Genomic DNA, 23417 nt, shown 5'->3' with positions numbered 1-23417 from the left:
GCAGCGATCACTTCTTCCGCACGTCGGTGACGATTCGCGTCATATCGTCGAGAAAGCGCTCGATGAGCCGCAGTTCGGTTTGATCGTAGGCCTTCAGTGCCTCCACTGCTGGAATGATGAGCGGTCCGAAGAAGCCGCGACCGACCGCTCGCGCATGTTCGGTCACCCCGACGAGTATCCGGCGCCGGTCGTCGCAATCCGGTGTTCGCACGACCATCCCGGCTCGTTCGAGCCGATCAAGAATCGCGGTTACTGTCGCAGAGTTGAGTCCACCAAGGGTCCGACCGAGCACCGCCGGCGTGGCCACCCCGCCGTCGCATTCGGCCTCCAGCAGAATGATCAACGCCCGCAGATCCGTGGAGTGAAGTCCCTCGGATTTCGCGAACTGCGCTCCGAATAGGTCCAATTCGACCGTCAACGCTCGCAGATCACGGATGAGCCGATACTCCGGTCGCGAATCGTCGAGGTTGTCGTCGCGGGCCACCGCTCGACAGTACCTCATCAATCAATTACCTTGTTCATCAACTTAAACGATGTTTGAGGGGACTGATATGGCCGATGCACACGCGTTCACCTCAACCCATGCCGGTCGCCAGTTCTTCGACCACTACCAAGCTCTGCGTGAGCGCTGGCCGACAGACGCCACGGACGCCGATCTGCCATCCCGATTCGGCACGACTCACACGACATCATGGGGCCGCAGCACCGGCACGGATCTCATGCTCCTGCCAGGAGCCGGTGCGACACTGACGGAGTGGTTCGCCGTCGCCCGATCTCTGGGCCGGCACCGGCGGTGTCACACGGTGGACTTCATCGGAGACCCCGGGCTCTCCGTCCCTGGACGAGACCGCATTCGGTCGGTCGACGATGTTCTCGAGTGGCTCGAAACGACGATGACATCTCTGCACGCAGCCCGACCCATCCTTGTCGGTCACTCCTACGGCGCGATGGTCGCCCTGGCCTTTGCACTCCGGCATCCGGAACAGGTGAGCGGACTGGTGCTACTCGACCCCAATTCATGTTTCGGACCAATGCGGATGCAATACCTCGCCCACGCGGTACCGATTCTGCTGCGGCCGAGTCGCTCTCGACAGCGGAAGTTTCTCGAATGGGAAACCGGCGGTGCCGCGTTGGATCATCAGTGGCTCGAATTGTCAGCGATCGGCGCCGCGCACTTCCCCTCTACTCGACCACGCGTCCCGCGTCGACCGAAGACGGCGACCCTGGCTGGGTTGGCGGTGCCGGTGTCGGTGATCCTCGCCGCAAACAGCAGAGTCCACGACGTCGGCAAGATCGCCGACTCTGCCCGAAACTCTCTGCCTCACTGCCATATTGACATCATCGATGGGGCCACGCACCACTCACTTCCCATGTTGCCACAGCCGGCCGTCACCACAGTGCTCACTTCCACGTGCACCCAGTTTGCCGGTGGGTGACCCGCGGAGCGTCGAACCGATGCAACTCGAATGCCGACAGTCACCCATCACACCCCACCGACATGCAATTTGAGTGGGCTGGGCACTCAATCCCGTTGTCCACAAGCACCTTTCCCTGCACAGATCTGTCGAACACCTTGCCTTACTCCGTATGCTCGAGTGCCATGGAGGCATGGTACCGATCAGCCACCGGGGAGGGGCCCATGATCCACACCACCACAACTCTCGACGTCAAAGACGTTGACGCCGAGGCACTCTTCGCCACCATCGTCACCCAACTCGGCAATCCGTCACACTAGTCACGTGTTCTCTCCATTCCAGTAGGGAACCAACACTGGTTCCGGCCCGGGAGAGCGGCAGGCAAGACTATTGACGGGACACAGATGACGCGGCTACGTCATCAGGTCAAGCTCCTATCAAGCAACCCGCACACCCGGGCCGGGGCCGATGAACCAGAGCGGACAAGTCCTGTTCAGGACACGAAGTCAGTCTCGAGGAGGGCCACACCCCGGTCCATCACCCACAACCTAATACGGCTGCACCCCTAATCCTCACCGTCTCGAGGCTCGCCGCTGGCGCTCCTCGGCACCTCGACCACCGGGATGGGGAACGGCCCGATTCATCAATCGCTGGTCGAGGTGTGAGCCACGTGCGGCGAACCTCAAGACCGACTGAGCGATGGGAAGAAGCGTGCCCGGGCGTTCGGTCCCGCTCAGCGCTGCATGCGCACGACCTGCGAATGGTTGAACTGCTTGCGGCCGGTGATGTGGAGTCCGGCGGCCGAGATCTCTCGGTAAAGCTCCGAATTGGTGAAGTGGAACGGTTGGAAGAACCAGTCCGACATGCCGCCGGGGTAGAGCACCGATGCGCGTGAACGTTCACCGTCGGTGACCACCCACATCACCGCGCAGCCCTGCGCGAACCCTCGGTACGCCGACACCGGCTTCGGGACGTCCCACAGTCGACCCGACTGCGCGGCATCGATTTTCGGTCCGATGTCGCGGAGGCCGGCGAAGTCCCCCGGCTTGGTCTGCAACACCACCCGCTGCGACTCCGGACTCCACGACGGCGCTCCGTCGAAGGCGACGCAATCCCCTGGCGCGGCGTGCTCACCGATGTAGTCGCCCACGGCGGAGAAATCGGTGCCGCCCATACGGCCGTACGGGCCACGCTGAGCGAGGTATTCCGGTGTCGCGGCAGCTGCGAGCGCCACCAGCACAACCACGCTGATCCACCGGTTCTCGCGGGCCACCGTCCTCGCCGACCACGCAAGCAGAAGGGCCAGGGCGGGCACCGCGAACACCAGATACCTGGGGGCATACAACTGGGTCCCGGTCCACGAGATGGCGAAAACCACCACTGCCGGAACCAACAGCCAACACCAGGCGAGTATGAACAGCCCGGTGCGCTCGACCGACCACGTCAACACCGCCGCCACGAGCGCGACGGCCACCACCACACCGGCGACGATCAGATACGGCCACGACCCGACGAAGAACTCCCACAGGGCGTAGGTCACCACCCGCTGCACCGACATCTCCGGAATCCACGAGATCTGCCCACGCTGACCGTGGACCCACCAGGCGAACGGTGATACGACGATCACCACTGCCATCACCGTGACACCGAAGCCACGAAATGCGCTGCGCTGCCACAACACCAGGTAAGCGGCATGCGCCACGAGCAGGGTGACCGCGAGAAAGAACCACATCACGGCAACGATCGCAACGACCCCGTAGCCCAACCACCACCATCGGCCACGGTCGGCAGCCACGACGAGCAACCAGGTCAGCACGACCGCCAAGAACAGCGTGCCCGCATAGGACCGGGCCTCGCTGCCCGCCCACATCACCCGCGGGACGGTGAGGAGCACCAGCCCGGCCATCACCCCGAAGGGCAGGTCCCACAAGCGATTCGCGAGCACAACCAACGCCGCGGCGGCCGCGCCGACCGCGATCGCCGACGGTAAACGCACCGAGAACTCCGACAACCCGAAGAGCGCCGTCCACAGCTTGAGCACAAGGTAGTACAGGGCGTGCACACCGTCGGTGTGGTGCACAAGCGAAAACAGTTGCGCGTAGCTGCGATCGACCGCCGAGACGGTGGCGGCTTCGTCGTACCAGAAGGACGGACGCCACGAACCCAGCGCCGAGAACAGCACACCGACCACACCGACGACCGAGCAGGCGACGAGCAATCGCCGCCGGTCGGTGCGTGGCGCCTCAGTCGCCGTCGAAAAGTCGTTGCCAGTTCTCATGACTCGTGAGTTCCGGCAGCGCCGCCTGCCATTGCGCGGCCAACGCCGGTGCATTCTTTCGCAGGTCCAGACACAGCGTGGCGAGCTCGCGAAGCTGTCGCACCGCGATCTGCTTGTCACGCCGACGGATTCGGACGCCGGTCTGCGACGCGTCGGTGACGATCGCCTCCGCGAACAGACCCACATGCCACCAGCGGGCGCTGTGTGCCGGGATGGCCACCCGCCCACCGCCGACACGACCGAGCACCTGCTGCACCACCCGCTTGACCATCACCTGATCGAGCTTCTTGTCCTGCGGTTCATGGCCTTTGGTGACGATGCGCGGGTCGCCGACCAACCCTTCGACGGCTTCGTGGCGCACCGTGTCGGGATAGTGCGAGCGCAGCTCCGACAGCTCGGCGAGTTTGGTGCGTCCACCGTCGGCGAGGATCGACGGGCCGGACATGAAGTCTCGTACCGCAAGCAGGAAGGTTTCGGCCAGTCCGTACTGCATCGAGACGATGTGCCCGGTGATCTCGCGGGCCACGGTGGTGGCGACCTCCGTCGGATCGAACCGCCCGTGGATCGAGGCGACGATCAGCGCGTTCCGCCAGCTGAAGTATCGCGACCAGTCGTCGTAATCCTTCAGGTGGAAATCGGCATGCCACACACCGGCATTGGGCAGGGTCACCGTCGCGAATCCGGCCTTGCGGGCCCGGATGCCGAACTCGATGTCGTCCCATTGGAAGAACAGCGGCAACGACAGCCCCGCGGCAACGACTGCCTCGGCCGGCAACAGACACGTCCACCAGCCGTTCCAGCCGGCGTCGCTGCGCGCATCCTGATGCTTCTTGAGCGCGTTGAGCCCCGACTTGCCGAAAGCACCGGGAGTTCCGGCCTTGAGCTCGTCGAGAGCCTCCCACTCGCTGGTCATGTGCACGCGATAGGTCTCCGACAACAACAGCATCTGCGCGCCGACGATGACCGGGCGGGATGCATTGTTGGCCAGCGCCGACAGGCGCACCACCGTCTCCGGCTCGCAGAGGATGTCGTCGTCCATGACGACGATGTCGGTCGCGCATTCGCCGGTCTTCGTCAGCTCGTGGATGCCGCGGTTGAATCCCCCCGCGCCACCGAGATTCGGCTGGATCAGGTACTGAAGCCGGTGCCCCAGAACATCTTTGACCTTCGGAAAGTCCTCGTGGGCGTCGACGCGCGCGGTGCCCTGGTCGACGACGTACACCGACTCGATCAGGTCCAGCGCCACCGGGTCCGAGGCCAAGGTGAGCAGCGTGGAGATGGCGTCGGCGGGACGGTTGTGCGTACACATCACCACCGACATCAGCCGGTTGCGCTGCGGCCGCGGCACCGACCACGTCACCTCCCAGATCCGTGCACCACCGCCGATTGCGGTGGCGTCGAACCAGATTGCGCCACCGTCGACGAAGCGCCGAACGTCGAGGTCGAGAACCGCCCGGCCATGACCGGTCACCTCGACGGCGTCGATCGGACGCCACCGCCCGCTCGGATCGGAGGCCTTGATCTCCACTCGCAACAGCGCATCGGGCGCGCACTCGTGATCGAACTCCAGCCGGACCGACGAGATCGTGGTGTAACGCTGCCAATAGCTTGCGGCGAATCGGCCGAAATACGTATTGGTACTGAGGATCGCACCGGACTCCATCCGGACCGCGGTCCGATCCGAGCGCACCAACGCGGCGTTGGCGTCGACGTACATCCCCGGAACCACACGGGGATTCGGCCCGGCGAACAGAGTTCGCTGTACCAACATCCGGTCATTTTCCTGCTGCATCGGCCCTCGATATTCGGTGGACGTGGCGAGTTGCGGTCACCCCAACCCGAACCGAGACTAGCTCACAGCGAACCATCAGCGACGCGCCCGACACGACGTGCCCGTTGCCGCCACATACTGTTCATCGCGTCCCCGACCACCCACCGTTACCTATCGATATCGGCAAGCGCCGCTCCGGCAGCGTGAAACCCGCACATGCCGTGCACACCACCGCCCGGCGCGGTCGACGACGAGCACAGATAGACCCCGTCCACGCCGGTACCGTACGGCCGCACCGTGACCCGAGGCCGCGCCACGAGGTGCAGCAGATCATTCGGTCCGCCTCCGATGTCACCGGCTACGTAGTTCGGATTGTCCTGTGCCAGTTGGGCCGGTGAGGTGACGCGCATGTCGACGATGCGATCGGCGAAACCCGGCGCGAATCGCTCGATCTGCGCGGTGATCGCCTCGGCCGCCGGCCCGTCGTATCCGGCGGGCACATGGGCGTACGCCCACAACGGACACAGGTTGCCCGCCGCACGACCCGGGTCGGCGAGCCACTGCTGTCCGACCAGGGTGAACGGCCGTTGCGGCATCGTCCCGGCGAGCACCTGTCGTTCGGCGTCCGCGATCTCGGTGTAGGTCCCGCCGAGGTGGACCGTGCCGGCACGGTCGCAGCCCGGTGCGGTCCAGCCGACCTCACCGTCGATCACGTAGTCGACCTTGAACGCCGCCGCACGCGGTCGTCGGCGCCCGAAGGTGCGGCGTATCCGACGGGGCATCGCATCGCCGAGGATCTGCGCGGCGGCCTCCGGCAACACGTCGAGCACCACGACGTCGGCGTCGGCGAGATCGGCGCGATCACGCACGTGCACCCCGGTACGGACGTGGCCACCGAGATCACCGAGCAGCGCCGCCAGCGCTGCGGTGATCGACGACGAGCCGCCCTGCGCGACCGGCCACCCGTGGCGATGCCCGGCAGCCACGAGCATGACGCCGGCCGCCGACGACCCCGGCCGGTCGAGCCGGGTGAAGCCGTGCGCGGCCATCCCGGTGAGCAGCGCACGCGCCTGCGGGGTGCGTAGGAAGCGCGCCAGGACCGTCGCGGGCGGCAGCACCCGCAGGCCCGTGCGAGCGAGGACCAGCGGATGCCGTGGCAGGTGCGCGACGGGCCGGAGGATCTCCGAGGCGACGTCATCCATCCGCGCCGCAAGCGGGCCGAACAGCGCCTTCCATCGCACGCCGTCGACTCCGAGCGCCCGCGCGGTCGCGTCGAGATCGCTGTACAGCAGTCCGGCGGTACCGTCGTCGAGGGGATGGGCGCAGTCGATCTCCGGCCACCGCCATCGCAGCCCGTACCGCTCCAGCGGCAACGACGCGAGGAACGGTGAGGCCACCCCGAGCGGATGGAACGCCGAGCAGTGGTCGTGCAGGACACCCGGCCGCATCAGCTCGCTGCTGCGTGTTCCGCCACCGATGTCCGCGGCCGCCTCGAGCACCTCGACGTCGAGCCCGGCCTGCGCCAGGCGAACGGCGGCGGCCAGCCCGTTCGGGCCGGAACCGACGACGACCGCACGGGTCATTTGATCTTGAAGATCACCGCGTGCTGAACGATGAAGTTGATGATCGTCGCCAGGCCCTGAGCGATGACGTAGGCGAGGAGGCTGTACCAGAACTCCTCTGGCCACAGGTCCGACAGAAAGGTGTAGACACCGACATTGACGACGAACGTCACGCAATAGAGCACGGCGACGGCGACGAAGCGGGCCATGCTGGGTTCGGCGCGGAAGGTCCAGCGTCGATTGACGATGTAGGCGGTGGTGGTGCCACAGACGAAGCCGACCGCCTTGGCGAATCCGGCCGGCACCCCGAGGCCGTACTGCAAAAGGTAGGTGAGACCGAAGTCGAGGATGCCCGAACCGACGCCGGTGACGATGAACCGGAAGATCTGCGTCGCCAGCGGGACGTTGGTGGACGCCTCCTGATCGTCGAGCGGCAGCTCGGGGACCATCGGCGCATGTCGGGTCGCGAAATCGTCGTGCCCGATCTCGTGCGGGCTCGTCTCGTGCGGGCCGTTCGGCTCACCGGGGATGGGGTCTGGCACGCTGCCACCCTAGACCCTCGGACACCTCGCCCGTTCAGAACTCCTCTTCGATGTCGGAGTTGCGCGCTGCACCCTCACCGCGGTCGAGTTCTTCGAGATCGGTGAGGTCGCCCGCGTCGAGTTCGAAGTCGAACAGATCGATGTTCTCGAGCTGACGACCCTTGTGTGAGGACTTGGGCACCACCCCGATCTCCTGCTGCACCGCCCACCGCAACGCGATCTGGGTGGGCGACTTGCCGTACTTGCGGGCCAACCGGATGATCGTGGCGTCGCCGAGCATGCCCTCCTTACGCCCGGTCGGGTGCCACGCCTGCGCATGGATTCCCTTGTCCTGCATGAACTGTCGCAGATCACCGCGAGCCAACGCGGGCGAGCACTGGATCTGGTTCACCTCGGGCCACCGACCGGTCTCGTCGTAGAGCGCCTGCAGGTGATGTTCCCGGAAATTGGAGACGCCGGGCACCCGGATGAACCCCTCGTCGGCCAGCGTGAGCAGCGCCTTCCAGGCGTCGACCATCCGGCCCAGACTCGGGCACGGCCAGTGGATCAGGTAGACGTCGATCCAGGACACCCCGAGCCGACGCGCACTCTCCTTGGCGGCAGTGATCGCCTCGTCGAAGCCCTGGTCGCCACCACCGAGCTTGGTCTGCACAATCACCTCGGAGCGGTCGATCTGCGACTCCTCGATCCCCATGCCCACGCTGAGCTCGTTGGAGTAGCGCGATGCGGTGTCGAGCAACCGGTACCCGGAGTCGAGCGCGTGGGAAACCGCCTGCGCGCACGGCATTCCGAGCATGTCGAAGGTGCCGAGGCCGACCAGCGGCAACGCGAATCCGGACGCGAGGGTGACCGACGGTATGTCCACCTGCCCAGGATATGGGGCAAGACGGTGGCTGCGCCCGACAACTCGAGATGGCCCGACAACTTCGAGACCAAGCCGCCACGGCGGGGACCCGATGACGATAGGTTCGATCCATGTTCCACCGCCTGCCGCGCACCCGCCGTCTCACCCTCGCCTCAGTCGCCATCGCCACGCTGATCTCACTGCCGGCGCTGGCCACCGCTCCGGCCCACGCCGACGACGACGCCACCCCCGCTCCGGTCACCTCCGGACTCGACGCCACCGGATACTCCGGACCGACCGGCGCACCGGGCGCCCTGATCACGCAGGTGCCGTTGGCGTCGTCGGTGAGCATCCCCGCAGCCGGTCGTGCCTACCGTGTCCTGTACTCAACGCGTGACATCCACGGGCGCCCGGCGGTCAGTTCCGGCGAGGTGCTCCTGCCCAAGCGGCCCGCACCGGCCGGTGGATATCCGGTGATCGCGTGGGCGCACGGCACCACCGGCCTCGGCGACAACTGCGCGCCATCGGTGCTGCCGCACAGCGACCGCGACGCCACCTACCTGGGCCATTGGCTCGATCAGGGGTATGCGATCGTCGCCACCGACTACGTCGGGCTCGGCACACCGGGCTTCATGAACTACCTGAGCGGGACCGCGGAAGCCCAGTCGGTGGTCGACTCGGTCCGCGCGGCGCAGCAGATGGATCTACCGCTGGCCAAGAAGTGGGCGATCGTCGGCCAGTCGCAGGGCGCCGGCGCCGCACTCAACGCCGCGCGCCGTGCGACCGCACTCTCGGCGGGCAGCGGACTGGACTACCGCGGTGTGGTCGCCACCGGCACCCCGGCCAACATCGAGCAGGTCGTGGCGCTCGGCGCGCCGGCCCCGGTCGCCCTGCCGACCGCGCTGAACATCTACACCGCCTACATCCTCGCCGGCTTCGCCGACGCCCGCCCCGACCTGAACGTGCCGGGCATCCTCACCCCGCAGGGCCGGCAGATCATCGCGAAGGCCCACACGCTCTGCTACGCGGAGATGCAACCGGTCGTCCAGGGCGTCACCCTCGGCGAGTTCCTCGCCAGGCCGGTCTCGTCGATCCCCAACGTGCGCGCAGCGCTGACGGAATACATGGGCACCCCGTTCTCGGGGTACGACCGGCCGATCTTCCTCGGGCAGGGACTCCTCGACACCGATGTGCCGGCCCCGTCGGCGTTGTCGTTGTACGCGCAGATGGTCGCGGCGGGACAGCCCGTCGACTTCCACGTCTATCCGACGCAGGACCACTCGGGGACCGTGCTCGCCTCGATGCCCGACTCCACCCCATTCGTCGCGCGAATCCTGAAGTAGCCCAACATGACCGCCACGGCGACCTATGACGACGTCATCATCGGCGCCGGGCATAACGGGCTGACCGCGGCGGCTTACCTGGCACGGGCGGGCCGATCCGTGCTGGTACTCGAGGTCGCCGACCACGTGGGCGGCGCGGCCGTCTCGGCGATGACGTTTCCCGGTGTCGCAGCACGGCTTTCGCGCTACTCCTACCTGGTGTCGCTGATGCCGCGCGAGATCATCGCCGACCTCGAACTCGACGTCGAACTGATCCGGCGACGGTATTCGTCCTACACGCCACTGCCGTCGAATCCCGCGCACGGCCTGCTCGTCGACACCGCCGACGAGCCGGCCACCGCCGCCGCCTTCGCGCGTGCCACCGGCAGCGACACCGAATTCGGGGCGTGGCAATGGGTGTACGAGCGGATGGGCGAGATCGCGCGGCGCCTGTTCCCCACCCTGATCGAGCCGCTGCGATCGGCAAGCGAGATCCGCGCGCGGGTGACCGACGGGGACTCCTCCCTCGCCGAGATGTGGGAGTTGCTCACCACCCGGCCGCTCGGCGAGCTCATCGAGCGGTACTTCGACGACGACGTGGTGCGCGGGATCGTCGCGACCGACGGGCTGATCGGCACCTTCGCCGACCTGCACGACCCGTCCCTGCGGCAGAACATCTGCTTCCTCTACCACCTCATCGGCGGCGGTACCGGCGACTGGGATGTCCCGGTCGGCGGGATGGGAGCGGTCTCGGGCGCGCTGTATCAGGCGGCGCTGGCCGCCGGCGCGGCGATCCACACGAACTGCCGGGTGGTCGGCGTCGACCCAGCCGACGGGACCGTCGAGTACGTGCGCACCGAGGCGAACGCCACCGAAGCGGGTGGGCATCGACAACGGATTGGTCGGGTGCGGGGCTCGATGGTGCATGCGGCGTGCGCGCCGGTGGTGCTCAACACCATGCTCGACGACCCCGTCGACACCGAGCACGCGCCGCGCGGCGCCCAGCTCAAGATCAACCTGCTACTCGACCGGCTGCCGGAGTTGCGGGACCCGAACGTCGACCCTCGGGCCGCGTTCGCGGGCACCTTCCACATCAACGAGTCCTACGAGCAACTCCACACCGCCTGGGCGCAGGCCCGCCGCGACGAGGTACCCGAGGTACCGCCCTGCGAGATCTATTGCCACACATTGTCGGACACGTCGATCCTGGGCACCGATCTCGCCGGCAAACACACCCTGACCCTGTTCGGCCTGCACATGCCGCCCGAGGTGTTCGCCGCGCCCGGCGCGACGACCCACGCCGTCGAGGCCACCCTGGCGTCCTTGGATTCGGTTCTCGCCGAGCCGATCGCGTCGGTGATCGCGACCGACGTCCACGGCAACGCCTGCATCGAGGCTAAGACGCCCCTGGATCTCGAGGATGCCGTGGGCTTGCCCGGCGGCAACATCTTCCACCGCTCGCTGCAGTGGCCGTGGGCACCTGAGGACGCCGGCGTCGGCACCTGGGGCGTCGAGACGCGGCACCCGCGGCTGCTGCTGTGCGGCGCCGGAGCCCGCCGCGGTGGCGGGGTCAGCGGCATTCCGGGACGCAATACGGCGGCGGCCGTACTGGGCTGGTGAGGCACTCCGAGCCCGCCGACCCGCCCGGCCCGTCGGCGCGGGCGGGTACTCTCTACCCCGATGTCTACTGAAGAATTGCTGCCGATCACGACCCGCACGCTGGTCGGATGGTCGCGCACCACCCCCATCGAAGGGCATGTCCTCTCGACGCCGTATCCCGAGGTCATCGCCGAGGCAGTGGCCCGGGTCGCCGACGACAACGCCGACAAACCCGACTACCTCAAGCGTGGCGTGATCGCCCGCGGGCTCGGGCGTTCGTACAACGAGTCGGGCCAGAATTCCGGCGGCCTCACCATCGACATGACGCCGCTGACGCGCATCCACTCCCTCGACGAGGAGACCGGGATCGTCGATGTCGACGCGGGATTGTCGATCGATCACCTGATGAAGGTGGTCGTGCCACGTGGCTTCTGGGTGCCGGTGATGCCGGGGACCCGACAGGTGACCATCGGTGGGGCCATCGCGCATGACATCCACGGCAAGAACCATCACAGTATGGGCAGTTTCGGTGATCACCTCACCGAGATGCAGTTGCTCGTCGCCGACGGTCGGATTCTGACGCTCACCCCCGACGGTTCGTCCGACGATCCCGATGGCAGCATCTTCTGGGCGACGATTGCAGGGATCGGCCTGACCGGCATCGTGCTGCGCGCCAAGATCGCGCTCAAGCGCACCGAGACCGCGTACTTCTACGCCGACACCTTCACCACCAACAGCCTCGACGAGACGATCGACCTGCATCTCGGGCAGCGCTACGAGGACGGTTTCGAGTACGCGTCGGGCTGGTTCGACACCATCAGCGGACCGCCGAAGCTCGGCCGCGGCAGCTTCAGCCGCGGTAACCTCGCCACCCTCGATCAGCTTCCGGACAAACTCAAGCGCGACCCGCTGAAATTCGACCCGAAGCCGCTGATCACCCTGCCGAACATCTTCCCGCGCTACCTCGACAACAAGCTCGACTTCTCGCTGGTGGGAGAGTTCTACTACCGGCTCGGCTCCAACAAGCGCAACATCATCGAGAGCCTGCCGCAGTTCTATCACCCGCTGGATCTGATCGCGGAGTGGAACAATGCCTACGGCCGCGGCGGCGGCTACCCGCGGGGCGGTGGCTTCACCCAGTACCAGTTCATCGTGCCGACGGGGAACGAGGCCGAGTTCAAGAAGATCATCACCGACATCCAGGCGTCGGGGCACGTCAGCTTCCTCAACGTGATCAAGCTGTTCGGCGACGGCAACCGCGCACCGCTGAGCTTCCCGTTCCGGGGCTGGAACGTCTGCCTCGACTTCCCGCTGCGCAAGGGGCTCGCCGAGTTCCTCAACGACCTCGACCGCCGCGTGATGGAGATGGGCGGACGCCTCTACACCGCCAAGGATTCGCGGACCTCGGCCGAGAGCTTCCACAAGATGTATCCCGAGATCGATTCGTGGATCGCGACGCGGCGGGCGATCGACCCGAACGGCGTGTTCATGTCCGACATGGCGCGCCGCCTCGAACTCGCCTGATCCCACTCCCCCACAACAGCTTTCCGGAGCTGTCGACACCAGAGAGATTCGTTCATGTTCAACGCCGTTGGCGCACCGCAATCCATCCTCGTCCTCGGCGGCAGTTCCGAGATCGGTCTGGCGATCGCGGGTGAATTCCTCAAGCGCGGCCCGGCACGCGTCGTCCTGGCCGTGGTGCCCGGCGACCGGGCCGCCGACGCCGCCGTCACCACCGTGAAGTCGGCCGGCGCCACCGAGGTCGAGGTGATCGACTTCGATGCACTGAAGCCCGAGACCCACCCCGAGGTCATCGAGAAGGCCTTCGCCGGCGGCGACATCGACCTGGCGATCGTGGCGGCGGGCGTGCAGTTCGACGACGAGGCCGTCTGGCAGGACCACAAGAAGGCCGTCACCGAGGTGACGATCAATTACACCGCCGCCGTCAGCGTCGGCGTCCTACTCGGCGAGAAGTTCAAGCAGCAGGGCCACGGACAGATCGTCGCCATGAGTTCGGTTGCCGGCGAACGGGTTCGGCGCTCCAATTTCCTCTACGGCTCGTCCAAGGCCGGACTCGACGGGTTCTACCTCGGTCTCGGTGAGGCGCTCGCCCCGTCGGGCGCCCACGTGCTGGTCGTCCGCCCGGGCCAGGTCCGCACGCGGCTGTCGGCGAACGTCGCCGAGGCTCCGCTCACGGTCAACAAGGAGGACGTCGCGCGTGCCGTCGTCGCCGGCGTCGATGCCCACAAGGAGATCATCTGGGTGCCGGGTCCGTTCCGGTTCATCATGATGGGGCTGCGCCATGTGCCGCGGAAGGTGTTCCGCAAGCTGCCGGTGTAGCTGTCCTGCCGGTGTGGTTGTCCTGCCGGTGTGGTTGTCGTCGACCGGCACGTGGATGTAGCAGAAGGTCACGCCATGGGCGAACGTTCTGCTACGTCTGTGTTCGACATCTGCGCGATCAGGCGCCGCAGCCGGGTGATCCGTGGCCTGACCGGCACCACGTCAACTCCGAACCGGTTTCGCCGAGACCCGTCGTGACCAGGATCTCCGTGCCCGCGGAATCGACTGTCGGCGTTGCGGTGAACGTCTGGCCGGTGGCCATACCGCCGACGCCGGCGCCCGACCTCTCGATCAACCCGGTGAACGTCGCGGTGATCACGCCCCGGTCGATGGTCCAGGTGAATCCCCATTTCTCGCCGTCGATGGCGTTGGCACCCAAGAACACCGACCCGGTGGTGTGGTCGCCGTTGAACGTCAACGAACTCTCGTGACGCTGCCAGGCTCCGAGGTAGGCCGACGCACCGATACCGTGACCCGGCGGAAGGGGGTTGGTGGTCGGCGGTCGAGTGCCGACGGGAGACGCCGGCGCGTCCCCGGTGGTGGTCTCGACCGGACTGGTAGCGATGGTGCTCGTCGCGACGGTACCGGACACCGGTGCCGACGCACGCGTGGTCTGCGTCGCGGTCACCGTGACCACACTCGACGCCGACGACGCGGTGCCGGTGTCGGCGCACCCGGTCACCAGCGGTAAGGCCGCCACGGCGGCCACGACTCCTACCCACACCCAACGGTGGCGCATGACGAACCCCTATTCCTTAGCCGAGCAAAGTTGCGGACAAGGATGTGATCGCCGTCATGACCGGGCCGGTTACCGTGGTCGGCCGGTTGACCGACCACGCGAGACCCGGCGGCGTGGACCCTCAGGGCGCGCGTCGCTCCCACGCCTGATGGAGCAGGTCGTCGACGAGCGCGTCGTCGGCGACGTCGAGATCGACCTCGAGGGCGGAAAGCTTCTTGCCCCAATAGAACTCGCGACATGAGTCGGGATGACTCACCGCCTCCGAACGGATGCCGTGCTCGTCGAGCATGACGCGCAACCGATTCGACGTCGGCAGGGTGGCGATGATCCTGCCGCCGAGCCGGAACGACGGGAAGCCGTGGTGGTCACGTTCGACCACATCGGGGAGGGCGAGCGCGAGATCGCGGACGACGCTCTCGGCGGTCACGGGCCCTCCAGCGTGGTGTGTGGAAGTGCCCGCCCGTGGAGTTGCAACAGTCCGGACCGGTCGTCGTGCCGCGTTGCGTCGGGGGTCGACGCGCTGATGGTGGCCATGACTATGAAGACTAGAAGCTGACGCCGCGTCCGATGCAAGCCTCGACAGTGAGCATTTACCGACGCCGTCGGGGTCCGGGTACAGGCGCTACTGCTAGAACTGGTGGCGTGACGTCAACGCAGAGAACGGCCACCGACGCCCCCCGACCGCCCGGGGCCGCGGCCCGTCGCCTCGCGAATCCGCACGTCATCACCGTGATCGAGCTGGTCGTGGCCGTCGTGATCGGCGGAGTCGTCGCAATGGTCGGACTCAAGGTGATCGACGCCGTCCAGTGGCCCGCGTTCAATTCGTCGAACGTCACTCGGGCGTTGACCACCGTCGGTCAGGTGATCGCGGTGCTGCTTCTCGTGGGCGCGGCGATCCTGTATCGCTACGGCCGGTCGCGATGGCTGACCACGCTGGTGTCCACGGTCGGCGTGGCCGGGCTGGTCACCGCCACCCTCGGCATGCCGCTCGGTGCGACCCGGCTCTATCTGTTCGGCCTCTCGGTCGATCAGCAGTTCCGCACCGAGTACCTGACCCGGATGACCTCGAGCCCGCATCTGGCGGACATGACCTACGTCGATCTGCCGCCGTACTATCCGGCCGGCTGGTTCTGGTGGGGTGGGCGGTTCGCCAACGCGATGGGTCAGCCCGGCTGGGAGGCCTACAAGCCCTGGGCCATCCTGACGATCGCGGTGGCCGCCGCGATCGGTGTGGTGCTGTGGAACCGGATGCTCGGCGCCGATCGGGGCGCGGCGGTCGCATTGGCGGTCACGGTGACCACCCTAATGCAGGCCTCCCCCGAACCGTATGCGGCGGTGCTGATCCTGATCGGCATCCCGCTGCTGATCCCGATGATGTACGGCCTGCGCGGACACGGACGTCTCGCCGACGGCCCATCAGGGCGGTTGCGTTCGGGGACCAGTTGGTGGGCGGTCGTCGCGGGTGGGGTGTTCCTCGGACTGTGCGCCGCCTCGTACACCCTCTATGCCGGACTGTTCGCCGGGGTTGCGGTCCTGATGGCGCTGGCGGTGATCGCCGTCGGCTGGCGTGGCGTGGCGAACAAGGCCGTTGCCGCGCAAGCGGTTTCCGCGACGAGGCGGAGCCTGGTCATCGCGGTGGCGGTGCGGCTGATCGTCATGGCGGTGATCTCGGGCCTGATCGCACTGCTGGTGTGGACGCCGTATCTGCTGGCGCGGCTGCGTAACGAACCGTCGAGCGGGGGCACCGCCGAGCACTATCTCCCCGGCCGCGGATCGGTGCTGCCGCTACCGATGTTCGAGTTGAGTCTGACCGGTGCGATCACGATGATCGGGCTGCTGTGGATTCTGCTGCGGTTCCGGCAGCGCACGGTGGCACTGACTTTCGGGATCACCGTCGTCGGCATCTACCTGTTCTGCCTGTTGTCGATGCTGCGCACCGCCACCGGCTCCACTCTGCTCTCCTTCCGCCTCGAGCCGATCCTGATCGCGGTGCTCGCCGCCGCGGGTGTGCTGGGCGTCGTCGATCTCGCACGCTGGGCGGTAGGGCGCTTCGGCGACATCCGCGTCGTCATCGGTGTCGTGGCGGCGATCGCGGCCGTGGCCATGGCGCAAGGGATTCCGGACTATCTCTCCAACGAGATCAACACCGCCTACACCGACACCGACGGCTTCGGGCAACGCGCCGACCAACGGCCGGCCGGCGCCGAATCGTTCTTCCCGCAGATCGATCGGCTGATCACCGAACAGACCGGACGACCGGCCACCGACAACGTGGTGCTCACCGCCGACTACGGCTTCCTCTCGGTCTACCCGTACTGGGGATTCCAGGGGTTAACCTCGCATTACGCCAATCCGCTTGCCGAGTTCGACAAGCGCGCCGCGACCATCGAGAAGTGGACGCAGGCAACGACTCCCGACGAGATGATCAACCAGCTCGAGCGTTCGCCGTGGCGGGCACCCAACGTCTTCCTGTTCCGCTACTCCGCGGGCGGATACACGCTGCGGCTGGCGCAGGACGTCTACCCCAACGACCCGAACGTCAAGCGCTATACGGTCACCTTCGACCCCAAGGCCTTCGCCGACCCACGGTTCGAGGTCACCGAGGTCGGGCCCTTCGTGCTGGTCGTGCGGAAGTGAGGCCATGATCATGCCGGCCGAGAAGATGGTGATCAGCCGGGTCGACGGCGCGTCGTCGACCGCCTGGTTCATCGGCACCGCAGCCGTCAACTGGGTTGTCCTGCAAGATGATTCCGGAGTGACCCTGATCGACGGCGGGTATCCGCGTCAGGCGGCCCTGGTCGAGGAGTCGATCACGAAGGTCGGTGCGAGCCCGTCCGACATCCGGGGTGCACTGCTCACCCATGCCCACGTCGATCACATCGGCGGACTGGTGAGTCTCGCCGCGCGTCATGGCTTTCCGGTGTTCGCCGACCCGGACGAAGTGGGCCACGCCCGCCGCGACTATTTGCAGCAGGCGTCGCCGATCGGCATCGCATCGGTCGCCCATCGGCCGCGCGTCTGGCGCTGGCTGGCCGAGGTCGTGCCGTTGGGTGTGTTGAGCCGCAAGGGTATCGGGTCGACCCAGCCGTTTGCGCACTCCGCGGATGTGCCGCGTCCGCTCGATCTGCCGGGCGCGCCGGTGCCGGTGGCGTCGCACGGGCACACCGACGGTCACAGCGCCTACCTTGTCGCCGACGGGGCGGTACTGGTGTCCGGGGATGCACTGGTCAGCGATCACCCGATCTCGGGAATCTCCGGCTGCCAGTGCATCCCCGACGTCTTCCAGCACGACGTGGCCGCCGCCCGGCGCAGCGTGGAGGTGTTCACCACTCTCGATGCGAGAGTCCTGTTCCCCGGCCACGGCCCGCGTGTCGACGGCTCGGTGGCCGAGATGGCACGTGAGGCATTGGCGCGCTAGGGGTTGTCGGGGCCGCCTTCGGCGAGCTCCTTGATCGTCGTCAGGCGGCGCTCCCATCCGCGGGCGATCACCTCGAGGCTGCGAGCCACTTCGGAGAGCCGTGCGCCGACGGCCTCGTAGCGCACCTCGCGGCCCACCTTGACCGGCTCGACGAGCCCCGCGTCGGTGAGCACCTTGAGGTGTTTGGCGATGCCCTGCCGCGAGATCGGGAGTTGGGTGGCCAGCGCCGACGCCGACGCCGGGCGCCGGCCGAGTTCGACGAGCACCTGCCAGCGGGTGTCGTCGGCGAGCGCCGCGAACACCCCGACCGGAGCCGGGCGGGTGGAACTCTGCTCAGGCACGCGAATGTTCCTCGGTGAGAGCGGCTCTGGCCAACTCGAGCTCGAATCGCCAACCCTCGGTATGATCCTCCAGCCGCGACCGGCGATTGACATCGGACTCGTCGAGCGAGGCGAACCCACTCTCGGCAACCTTCACCTCGACACCGGAATCGGTGGGGGTGAGCCAGAATTCGACGAGCGTGGAGGTGCTCGACGGATCGTCGGCGTCGATGAGCCAGCGGAACGCGGCGTAGCGGGGCTCGTCGAGTTCGACGATCAGCATCGAGAAACTGCCGTGCACCGGGTCGACGACGGTGGTGATGCCGTCGCGGGTCTCGATCCGATGCTCGGTGAGGGTCTTGTCGTTGATGTACCAGCCGGGTTCGCTGACGAGATCCCAGACCCGTTGCACGGGTGCGTCGATGAGGACCTGGTGCTCGATGCGGTCGAGGTCGGTGGTCATGAGAGGGCCTTTCGCCGGAGGATTATGTGCAACTCGATAGTTGCACCAATGATCCGGATGCGCAACCATTGGGTTGCAGTCAGGGTCGGTCGGTGTCGACGATCTCGGCCAGCCGTCGGATGGCGAACTCGTAGCCGCGGATGCCGTAGCCGACGATGATCCCGGCCGCGAGCGGCGAGACGTAGGAGTGATGCCGGAAGGCCTCCCGCTTGTGCACGTTGCTGATGTGCACCTCCATGATCGGCACCTCGGGGATCACCAGCGCATCGGCCAGCGCCACCGACGTGTGGGTCCAGCCGGCCGGGTTGATCACGATGCCCGACACCTGGCCACGCGCCTCGTGAATCCAATCGATCATCTCGCCCTCATGGTTGGTCTGCGCGGCCCGCAACCCGAAACCGACGTCGGCAGCCGTGCGCTCTGCGAGGGCGACGACGTCGGCGAGGGTGTCTGCGCCGTAGATGTCCGGTTGCCGCAAACCCAGGGTGTTGAGGTTGGGTCCGTTGAGCAGCAGGATCGGCAGTCGTTGCGCGTCAGAGGCGGAATCGGTCGACATGAGCGTCAGCCTAGTGCGATCTCGGCGCGCACAGGCCACCCACTACCATCACTGTTTGTGCCAGCAGCGTTGACGGTCGGGCGAGCGAAGCTCGGAGCAATCATCACGGGCCTGCTCGGCCTCTTTCTCGCTCTCGCGACGCCGTTCATGCCGGTCAACCAGACCACCGCGCAGATCACCTGGCCGCAGGACGGTCAGATCAATTCGGTCACCGCACCCCTGATCAGCTACGTCCCGATCGACCTCGACGTCAGCGTGCCGTGTTCGGCGGTCGGCGAACTGCGCGGCGGGCAGTCGGTGCTGTTGTCGACGACGCCCAAGGGGGCGGAGAAGTCACCCGAGCGCGGCCTGTTCATCCGCAAGACCGGCGCTGCGACCGATCCGGCCGACAAGCAGACCGTCGAGGTCGTCAATCGCAACGTGCCACTGGTGTCGGCGACCGTCGCGCAGATCGACGCACAGAACTGCCGCGACATCGTCGTGCACGCCGACTCCGACGAGGTGACCGCCGAATTCGTCGGGATGACCAACGACAAGGGCGAGTCACTGTCGGGCACCACCGGCGACCGCGACCTCTACACCTCCGATCAGCGCCCGCAGGTCACCGGCCTGTTCACCGATCTGACCGGGCCGGCCGCGTCGCTGCCCGGCCTGCACGCCCACGTCACCATCGACTCCCGCTACACCTCCACGCCGACGATCCTCAAGTGGCTGGTCCTCATCGTCGGCATCGTGTGCACCCTGCTGTCGTTGATGGCTTTGGCCGCGCTGGATTCGACCGACGAGCGCAAGCACCGTCGGATCTTCCCGGCGCGCTGGTGGCGCCTCAACGTTCGCGACTACGTGGTGTTGATCGCGCTGCTGGTGTGGCATTTCATCGGACCCAACACCTCCGACGACGGCTATCTGATGACGATGGCCCGCGTCGCGCAGAACAGTGAGTACACCGCCAACTACTTCCGCTGGTACGGCGCTCCCGAGGCGCCCTTCGGCTGGTACTACGAGGCGTTCGGCCTGCTCAGCCACGTGTCGGTGGCCAGTCCGTGGATGCGGTTGCCGGCTTTGCTGTGCGGGGTCGTGTCGTGGCTGATCATCAGCCACGAGGTGCTGCCGCGGCTGGGCCGGGCGGCCATCACCCGGCCCGGCGTTGCCTGGACCGCGGCGTTCGTCTTCCTTGCGTCGTGGTTCCCGTTCAACAACGGTCTTCGTCCCGAACCCATCATCTGCCTCGGCGCGCTGCTGACCTGGTGCTCGGTCGAGCGATCGATCGCGACGGGCCGGCTCCTACCCGCGGCGCTGGCGTGCTTGTTCGGCGCATTCAGCCTTGCCGCCGGACCGACCGGATTACTGGCCGTCGCCGCGTTGATCGCCGGCGCCAGACCGATGATCCTGGCGCTCATCAAGCGCGCACGCGTGATCGGCAACGGGTGGCGGTCGTTCCTCGCGCTGCTCGCCCCGATACTCGCGGCGGGAACCTTCGTCATCTTCGTGGTCTTCTCGAATCTGACGCTGCGTTCCTTCCTGGATTCGTCGAAGATGAAGTCGGCGCTCGGGCCGTCGCTGCATTGGTACAACGAGATCGACCGCTACTCTTCGCTGTTCGCGTTCTCCGCGGACGGCTCCATCGCCCGGCGCTTCGCCGTGCTGGCGATGATCCTCGGGATGGTGGTCTCGGCGGCGGTACTGATCCGCAAGTCCCGCATCCCCGGCACCGCCATCGGTCCGACCCGACGAATCGTCGGAATCACGTTCGCGTCGTTGGTGTTCCTGATGTTCACGCCCACCAAGTGGACCCACCACTTCGGTGTGTTCGCCGGTCTCGCAGCGGCATTGGCCGCCATCGCCGCGATCGCGGCCAGCCAGAGCGCGATGCATTCGCGCCGCAACCGCACGCTGTATGCGGCGCTGGTGTTCTTCATCGTCGGACTCGCGTTCGCCGGCCCCAACTCGTACTACTACTCCTCGGCATGGGGAATGCCGTGGGGCGTCGATCAGCCGACCATCGTCGTGCGTCTGGGCACATTGTTCCTGGCGGTCGCACTGCTGTTGTTGTTGCTGGCGTTGTGGTTCCACTTCCGTGAACCGTTCACCGGGACAGACCCCGATGCCGAGCCGGACGACCAGTGGAAGTCGGAGAAGCATCCCTGGTATCGGCGCACCTGGCACTCCCTCGCCGGGGCCCCGCTGGCCTGGGTGGCCGCACTGGTGGTGGTCTTCGAGCTCGTCACCGCCGCGTTCGCCGGTATCCACCAAAGTGATTCGTACTCGGTACCCCGCTCCAACCTGGAGGCGCTGGCGGGCAAGCAGTGTGGCATGGCCGACAAGATCTGGGTGGAGGAGAACCCCAGCAACTACGAGTTGTCGCCGGTCGACAAGACACTCACCGATCCGCTCGCCGGACCTGCGACCCAGCCGACGTCGTCGACGGAGCCGGCGACGACCGGCTTCGGTCCCGACGCCGTCCCCGAGGATCTCGATACCAAAACCCCTGCGGGCGCACTCGGAGTACTCGCCGGAGACGCCGCGGCCGACCCCGACGTGTTGATCGCCAACGCCGGCGGCACCGGTGGTGGCGAGGAGAGCACACCGGGCGTCAACGGCAGCCACGCCGCCCTGCCCTTCGAACTCGATCCGTCGAAAACCCCGGTACTGGGCAGCTATTCGAAGGACGATCAGACCCCGGCACATCTGACGTCGGGCTGGTACGCACTGCCGACGGACTATCGGGATCGCCCGCTGGTGACCTTCTCCATCGCCGGGCAGTTCGACAATCCGCAGGATCTGGTACTGGAGTACACCACCGGCAAGATCGGGTCGACCACCCGCGATGCCGACTTGTCGGCAACCGGATCGGTGAACATGATCGACCCCGGGCCCATGCCGTCGTGGCGCAATGTGCGGGTGCCCACCACGGATCTGCCCGACAACATCACCGCGGTCCGCATCGTCGCCACCGACGACAATCTCGCCTCGGATCGCTACATCATCGTCACCCCGCCGCGGCTGCCGCAGATGCGGACGCTACAGGACGTCGTCGGGTCCACCGCTCCGGTGCACGTCGACTGGACCTCAGGGTTGGTGTTCCCGTGCCAACGGCCGTTCACCCACCACGACGGTGTCGCCGAACTACCGCAGTGGCGCATCGAACCCGGCGCGGATCTGTCCGCGGCGGTCTCGGCATGGCAGGACGCCTTCGGCGGCGGCCCGATCGGCTGGGAGCAGGTACTGCTCGAACCTACCGCCCTGGCAACGTATCTGAAGGGTGACGTCGGTCGCGACTGGGGCTCCCTGGAACGGCTGGTCCCCTACGACAACGTGACCCGCCACGCCGAGATCACCACCGGCACCGCGACCCGCAGCGGACTCTGGGCTCCGGCGCCGATCCGGCACTGAGCTCACCGCCGGGGCCCTACCCGATGGTCGAGTCCGTTCCCGATCGTCGAGCCGCTTCCCGATGGTCGGACCGCTTCCCGATCGTCGACCCGCTTCCTGATCGTCGGACCCGCTTCCTGATCGTCGGACCCTTTCCTGATCGTCGACCCCTTTCCCGATGGTCGAGGTGCGTAGGAGCGATAGCGACGAAGCCTCGAGACCCGGCGAGATAACAAGTATCGCAATCACATCCACCACCCGAAAGCCAAACGCGAGCCGATTTCGCGGACGCCCCCGCTGCACCATTCACGCCTAGACGTAGGGGCCGCGTACACATTACTCCCGCAGACAAGGCGCCCTCCCATCGTCGAGAACCCTCCCCTCCCGATACTCGAGAACCCGTCCCCCCGATGGTCGAGGTGCGAGCCGCGTGCGGCGAGCCTCGAGACCGACTGCACCCGCGCTGGATTCGGACCACCGTGGCCCGGAATCCCGTCGACACAACAGGTCTCGAGGCTCGTCGCTAGCGCTCCTCGGCACCTCGACCGTCGGGATGGGGCGGCCATCGGGGTGAGAAGGACACGGGACGGGAAGGCGTCAGCACCCTTCCGTGGCGAGTCATCTTCCCCCGATGGTCGAGGTGCGAGCCGCGTGCGGCGAGCCTCGAGACCGCTTGCAGCAGAGCTGGAACCTAACCACCTCGGCCCGGAATCCCATCAGCACAACAGGTCTCGAGGCTCGTCGCTAGCGCTCCTCGGCACCTCGACCATCGATCTAAGTGAGCGCTGTCGGCGAACTGATGAGCGCCATCGGCGCGGTGGTGAGCGCTGTCGGCATGGTGGCAGGCGCTGTCGGCGCGGTGGTGGGCGCTGTCGG

Annotated in this window: 19 protein-coding genes and 1 pseudogene; 8 read left to right on the top strand and 12 right to left on the bottom strand. The window is 66.8% G+C overall.

Features of this window, described 5'->3' with window-relative positions; all coding sequences use genetic code 11:
- Positions 1-7: 7 nt before the first annotated feature.
- Positions 8-484, bottom strand: a complete 477-nt coding sequence (locus tag J6U32_RS04425) for a MarR family winged helix-turn-helix transcriptional regulator (RefSeq protein WP_208793717.1) — start codon at positions 482-484, stop codon at positions 8-10.
- Between the two features lie 49 nt (positions 485-533).
- On the opposite strand from J6U32_RS04425, the gene J6U32_RS04420 reads away from it, so the two are divergent.
- Positions 534-1436 (top strand): alpha/beta fold hydrolase, encoded by a 903-nt coding sequence (locus tag J6U32_RS04420; protein WP_348273369.1) that lies wholly within the window; start codon positions 534-536, stop codon positions 1434-1436.
- 712 nt (positions 1437-2148) lie between these two features.
- On the opposite strand, the gene J6U32_RS04415 is transcribed toward J6U32_RS04420, so the two are convergent.
- The 5 genes from J6U32_RS04415 to J6U32_RS04395 all read right to left on the bottom strand — a co-directional run bounded on the left by J6U32_RS04415 (position 2149) and on the right by J6U32_RS04395 (position 8433).
- Positions 2149-3693, bottom strand: coding sequence for a glycosyltransferase family 39 protein (locus J6U32_RS04415; protein ID WP_208793715.1), 1545 nt, complete (start codon positions 3691-3693; stop codon positions 2149-2151).
- On the bottom strand, positions 3659-5485 hold the full coding sequence (locus tag J6U32_RS04410; RefSeq protein WP_208793714.1) for a glycosyltransferase: 1827 nt from the start codon (positions 5483-5485) through the stop codon (positions 3659-3661). Before J6U32_RS04410 ends, J6U32_RS04415 begins: the two co-directional genes overlap by 35 nt.
- A 146-nt stretch (positions 5486-5631) precedes the next feature.
- Complete coding sequence (locus J6U32_RS04405) at positions 5632-7047, bottom strand: phytoene desaturase family protein (RefSeq protein WP_208793713.1); 1416 nt, start codon at positions 7045-7047, stop codon at positions 5632-5634.
- Entirely contained in the window at positions 7044-7568 is a 525-nt protein-coding gene (locus tag J6U32_RS04400) for a GtrA family protein (RefSeq protein WP_244332591.1), read from the bottom strand. The genes J6U32_RS04405 and J6U32_RS04400 overlap by 4 nt, the downstream gene beginning before the upstream one ends.
- Positions 7569-7602: 34 nt before the next feature.
- Positions 7603-8433 (bottom strand): aldo/keto reductase, encoded by an 831-nt coding sequence (locus J6U32_RS04395; RefSeq protein WP_208793712.1) that lies wholly within the window; start codon positions 8431-8433, stop codon positions 7603-7605.
- Between the two features lie 110 nt (positions 8434-8543).
- On the opposite strand from J6U32_RS04395, the gene J6U32_RS04390 reads away from it, so the two are divergent.
- The 4 genes from J6U32_RS04390 to J6U32_RS04375 are packed head-to-tail and all read left to right on the top strand — an operon-like array spanning position 8544 to position 13673.
- Positions 8544-9755, top strand: coding sequence for an alpha/beta hydrolase family protein (locus tag J6U32_RS04390; RefSeq protein WP_208793711.1), 1212 nt, complete (start codon positions 8544-8546; stop codon positions 9753-9755).
- Between the two features lie 6 nt (positions 9756-9761).
- Positions 9762-11354, top strand: a complete 1593-nt coding sequence (locus tag J6U32_RS04385) for a phytoene desaturase family protein (protein WP_208793710.1) — start codon at positions 9762-9764, stop codon at positions 11352-11354.
- A 60-nt stretch (positions 11355-11414) separates the two neighbouring features.
- Positions 11415-12857, top strand: a complete 1443-nt coding sequence (locus J6U32_RS04380; RefSeq protein WP_014358514.1) for an FAD-binding oxidoreductase — start codon at positions 11415-11417, stop codon at positions 12855-12857.
- A gap of 54 nt (positions 12858-12911) precedes the next feature.
- Positions 12912-13673, top strand: a complete 762-nt coding sequence (locus tag J6U32_RS04375; protein ID WP_208793709.1) for a decaprenylphospho-beta-D-erythro-pentofuranosid-2-ulose 2-reductase — start codon at positions 12912-12914, stop codon at positions 13671-13673.
- A 118-nt stretch (positions 13674-13791) separates the two neighbouring features.
- On the opposite strand, the gene J6U32_RS04370 is transcribed toward J6U32_RS04375, so the two are convergent.
- Together J6U32_RS04370 and J6U32_RS04365 are read right to left on the bottom strand one after the other, a co-directional pair.
- Positions 13792-14382 carry a hypothetical protein gene (locus tag J6U32_RS04370; protein WP_208793708.1) on the bottom strand — a complete coding sequence of 197 codons (591 nt, stop codon included), beginning with the start codon at positions 14380-14382 and terminating at the stop codon, positions 13792-13794.
- 151 nt (positions 14383-14533) lie between these two features.
- Positions 14534-14839: a hypothetical protein gene (locus J6U32_RS04365; RefSeq protein WP_208793707.1), complete on the bottom strand. Its 306-nt coding sequence runs from the start codon at positions 14837-14839 to the stop codon at positions 14534-14536.
- Between the two features lie 215 nt (positions 14840-15054).
- On the opposite strand from J6U32_RS04365, the gene J6U32_RS04360 reads away from it, so the two are divergent.
- Both J6U32_RS04360 and J6U32_RS04355 read left to right on the top strand, forming a co-directional pair.
- Entirely contained in the window at positions 15055-17049 is a 1995-nt protein-coding gene (locus tag J6U32_RS04360) for a galactan 5-O-arabinofuranosyltransferase (protein WP_208793706.1), read from the top strand.
- A gap of 4 nt (positions 17050-17053) precedes the next feature.
- Positions 17054-17830: an MBL fold metallo-hydrolase gene (locus tag J6U32_RS04355; RefSeq protein WP_208793705.1), complete on the top strand. Its 777-nt coding sequence runs from the start codon at positions 17054-17056 to the stop codon at positions 17828-17830.
- On the opposite strand, the gene J6U32_RS04350 is transcribed toward J6U32_RS04355, so the two are convergent.
- From J6U32_RS04350 to aroQ, 3 genes are all read right to left on the bottom strand, one after another.
- A complete protein-coding gene (locus tag J6U32_RS04350; protein ID WP_244332589.1) occupies positions 17827-18171 on the bottom strand; it encodes an ArsR/SmtB family transcription factor in 345 nt (114 codons plus the stop codon). The genes J6U32_RS04355 and J6U32_RS04350 overlap by 4 nt on opposite strands.
- Positions 18164-18613 (bottom strand): SRPBCC domain-containing protein, encoded by a 450-nt coding sequence (locus J6U32_RS04345; RefSeq protein ID WP_208793704.1) that lies wholly within the window; start codon positions 18611-18613, stop codon positions 18164-18166. The genes J6U32_RS04350 and J6U32_RS04345 overlap by 8 nt, the downstream gene beginning before the upstream one ends.
- Positions 18614-18692: 79 nt before the next feature.
- A complete protein-coding gene (gene aroQ, locus J6U32_RS04340) occupies positions 18693-19169 on the bottom strand; it encodes a type II 3-dehydroquinate dehydratase (RefSeq protein ID WP_208793703.1) in 477 nt (158 codons plus the stop codon).
- Positions 19170-19226: 57 nt separating this feature from the next.
- Between aroQ and J6U32_RS04335 the strand changes: the two genes are divergently transcribed.
- A complete protein-coding gene (locus J6U32_RS04335; protein WP_208793702.1) occupies positions 19227-22562 on the top strand; it encodes an arabinosyltransferase domain-containing protein in 3336 nt (1111 codons plus the stop codon).
- Between the two features lie 670 nt (positions 22563-23232).
- On the opposite strand, the pseudogene J6U32_RS27775 reads toward J6U32_RS04335, so the two are convergent.
- Positions 23233-23373 (bottom strand): annotated as a pseudogene (locus J6U32_RS27775) (hypothetical protein); the annotation flags it as partial.
- Positions 23374-23417 lie beyond the last annotated feature (44 nt).

The sequence above is a fragment of the Gordonia polyisoprenivorans genome (assembly GCF_017654315.1).
GTDB classification, from domain to species: Bacteria; Actinomycetota; Actinomycetes; order Mycobacteriales; family Mycobacteriaceae; genus Gordonia; species Gordonia polyisoprenivorans_A.
This window is presented reverse-complemented; position numbering and strand designations above follow the sequence as displayed.

Excerpts from the sequence above, each read along its gene's own strand:
- J6U32_RS04385 (WP_208793710.1), top strand. The coding sequence starts at position 9,762 with ATGACCGCCACGGCGACCTATGACGACGTCATCATCGGCGCCGGGCAT.
- J6U32_RS04390 (WP_208793711.1), top strand. The coding sequence starts at position 8,544 with ATGTTCCACCGCCTGCCGCGCACCCGCCGTCTCACCCTCGCCTCAGTC.
- J6U32_RS04415 (WP_208793715.1), bottom strand. The coding sequence starts at position 3,693 with ATGAGAACTGGCAACGACTTTTCGACGGCGACTGAGGCGCCACGCACC.
- J6U32_RS04355 (WP_208793705.1), top strand. The coding sequence starts at position 17,054 with ATGATCATGCCGGCCGAGAAGATGGTGATCAGCCGGGTCGACGGCGCG.
- J6U32_RS04410 (WP_208793714.1), bottom strand. The coding sequence starts at position 5,485 with ATGCAGCAGGAAAATGACCGGATGTTGGTACAGCGAACTCTGTTCGCC.
- J6U32_RS04380 (WP_014358514.1), top strand. The coding sequence starts at position 11,415 with ATGTCTACTGAAGAATTGCTGCCGATCACGACCCGCACGCTGGTCGGA.
- J6U32_RS04405 (WP_208793713.1), bottom strand. The coding sequence starts at position 7,047 with ATGACCCGTGCGGTCGTCGTCGGTTCCGGCCCGAACGGGCTGGCCGCC.
- aroQ (WP_208793703.1), bottom strand. The coding sequence starts at position 19,169 with ATGTCGACCGATTCCGCCTCTGACGCGCAACGACTGCCGATCCTGCTG.
- J6U32_RS04345 (WP_208793704.1), bottom strand. The coding sequence starts at position 18,613 with ATGACCACCGACCTCGACCGCATCGAGCACCAGGTCCTCATCGACGCA.
- J6U32_RS04420 (WP_348273369.1), top strand. The coding sequence starts at position 534 with ATGTTTGAGGGGACTGATATGGCCGATGCACACGCGTTCACCTCAACC.
- J6U32_RS04375 (WP_208793709.1), top strand. The coding sequence starts at position 12,912 with ATGTTCAACGCCGTTGGCGCACCGCAATCCATCCTCGTCCTCGGCGGC.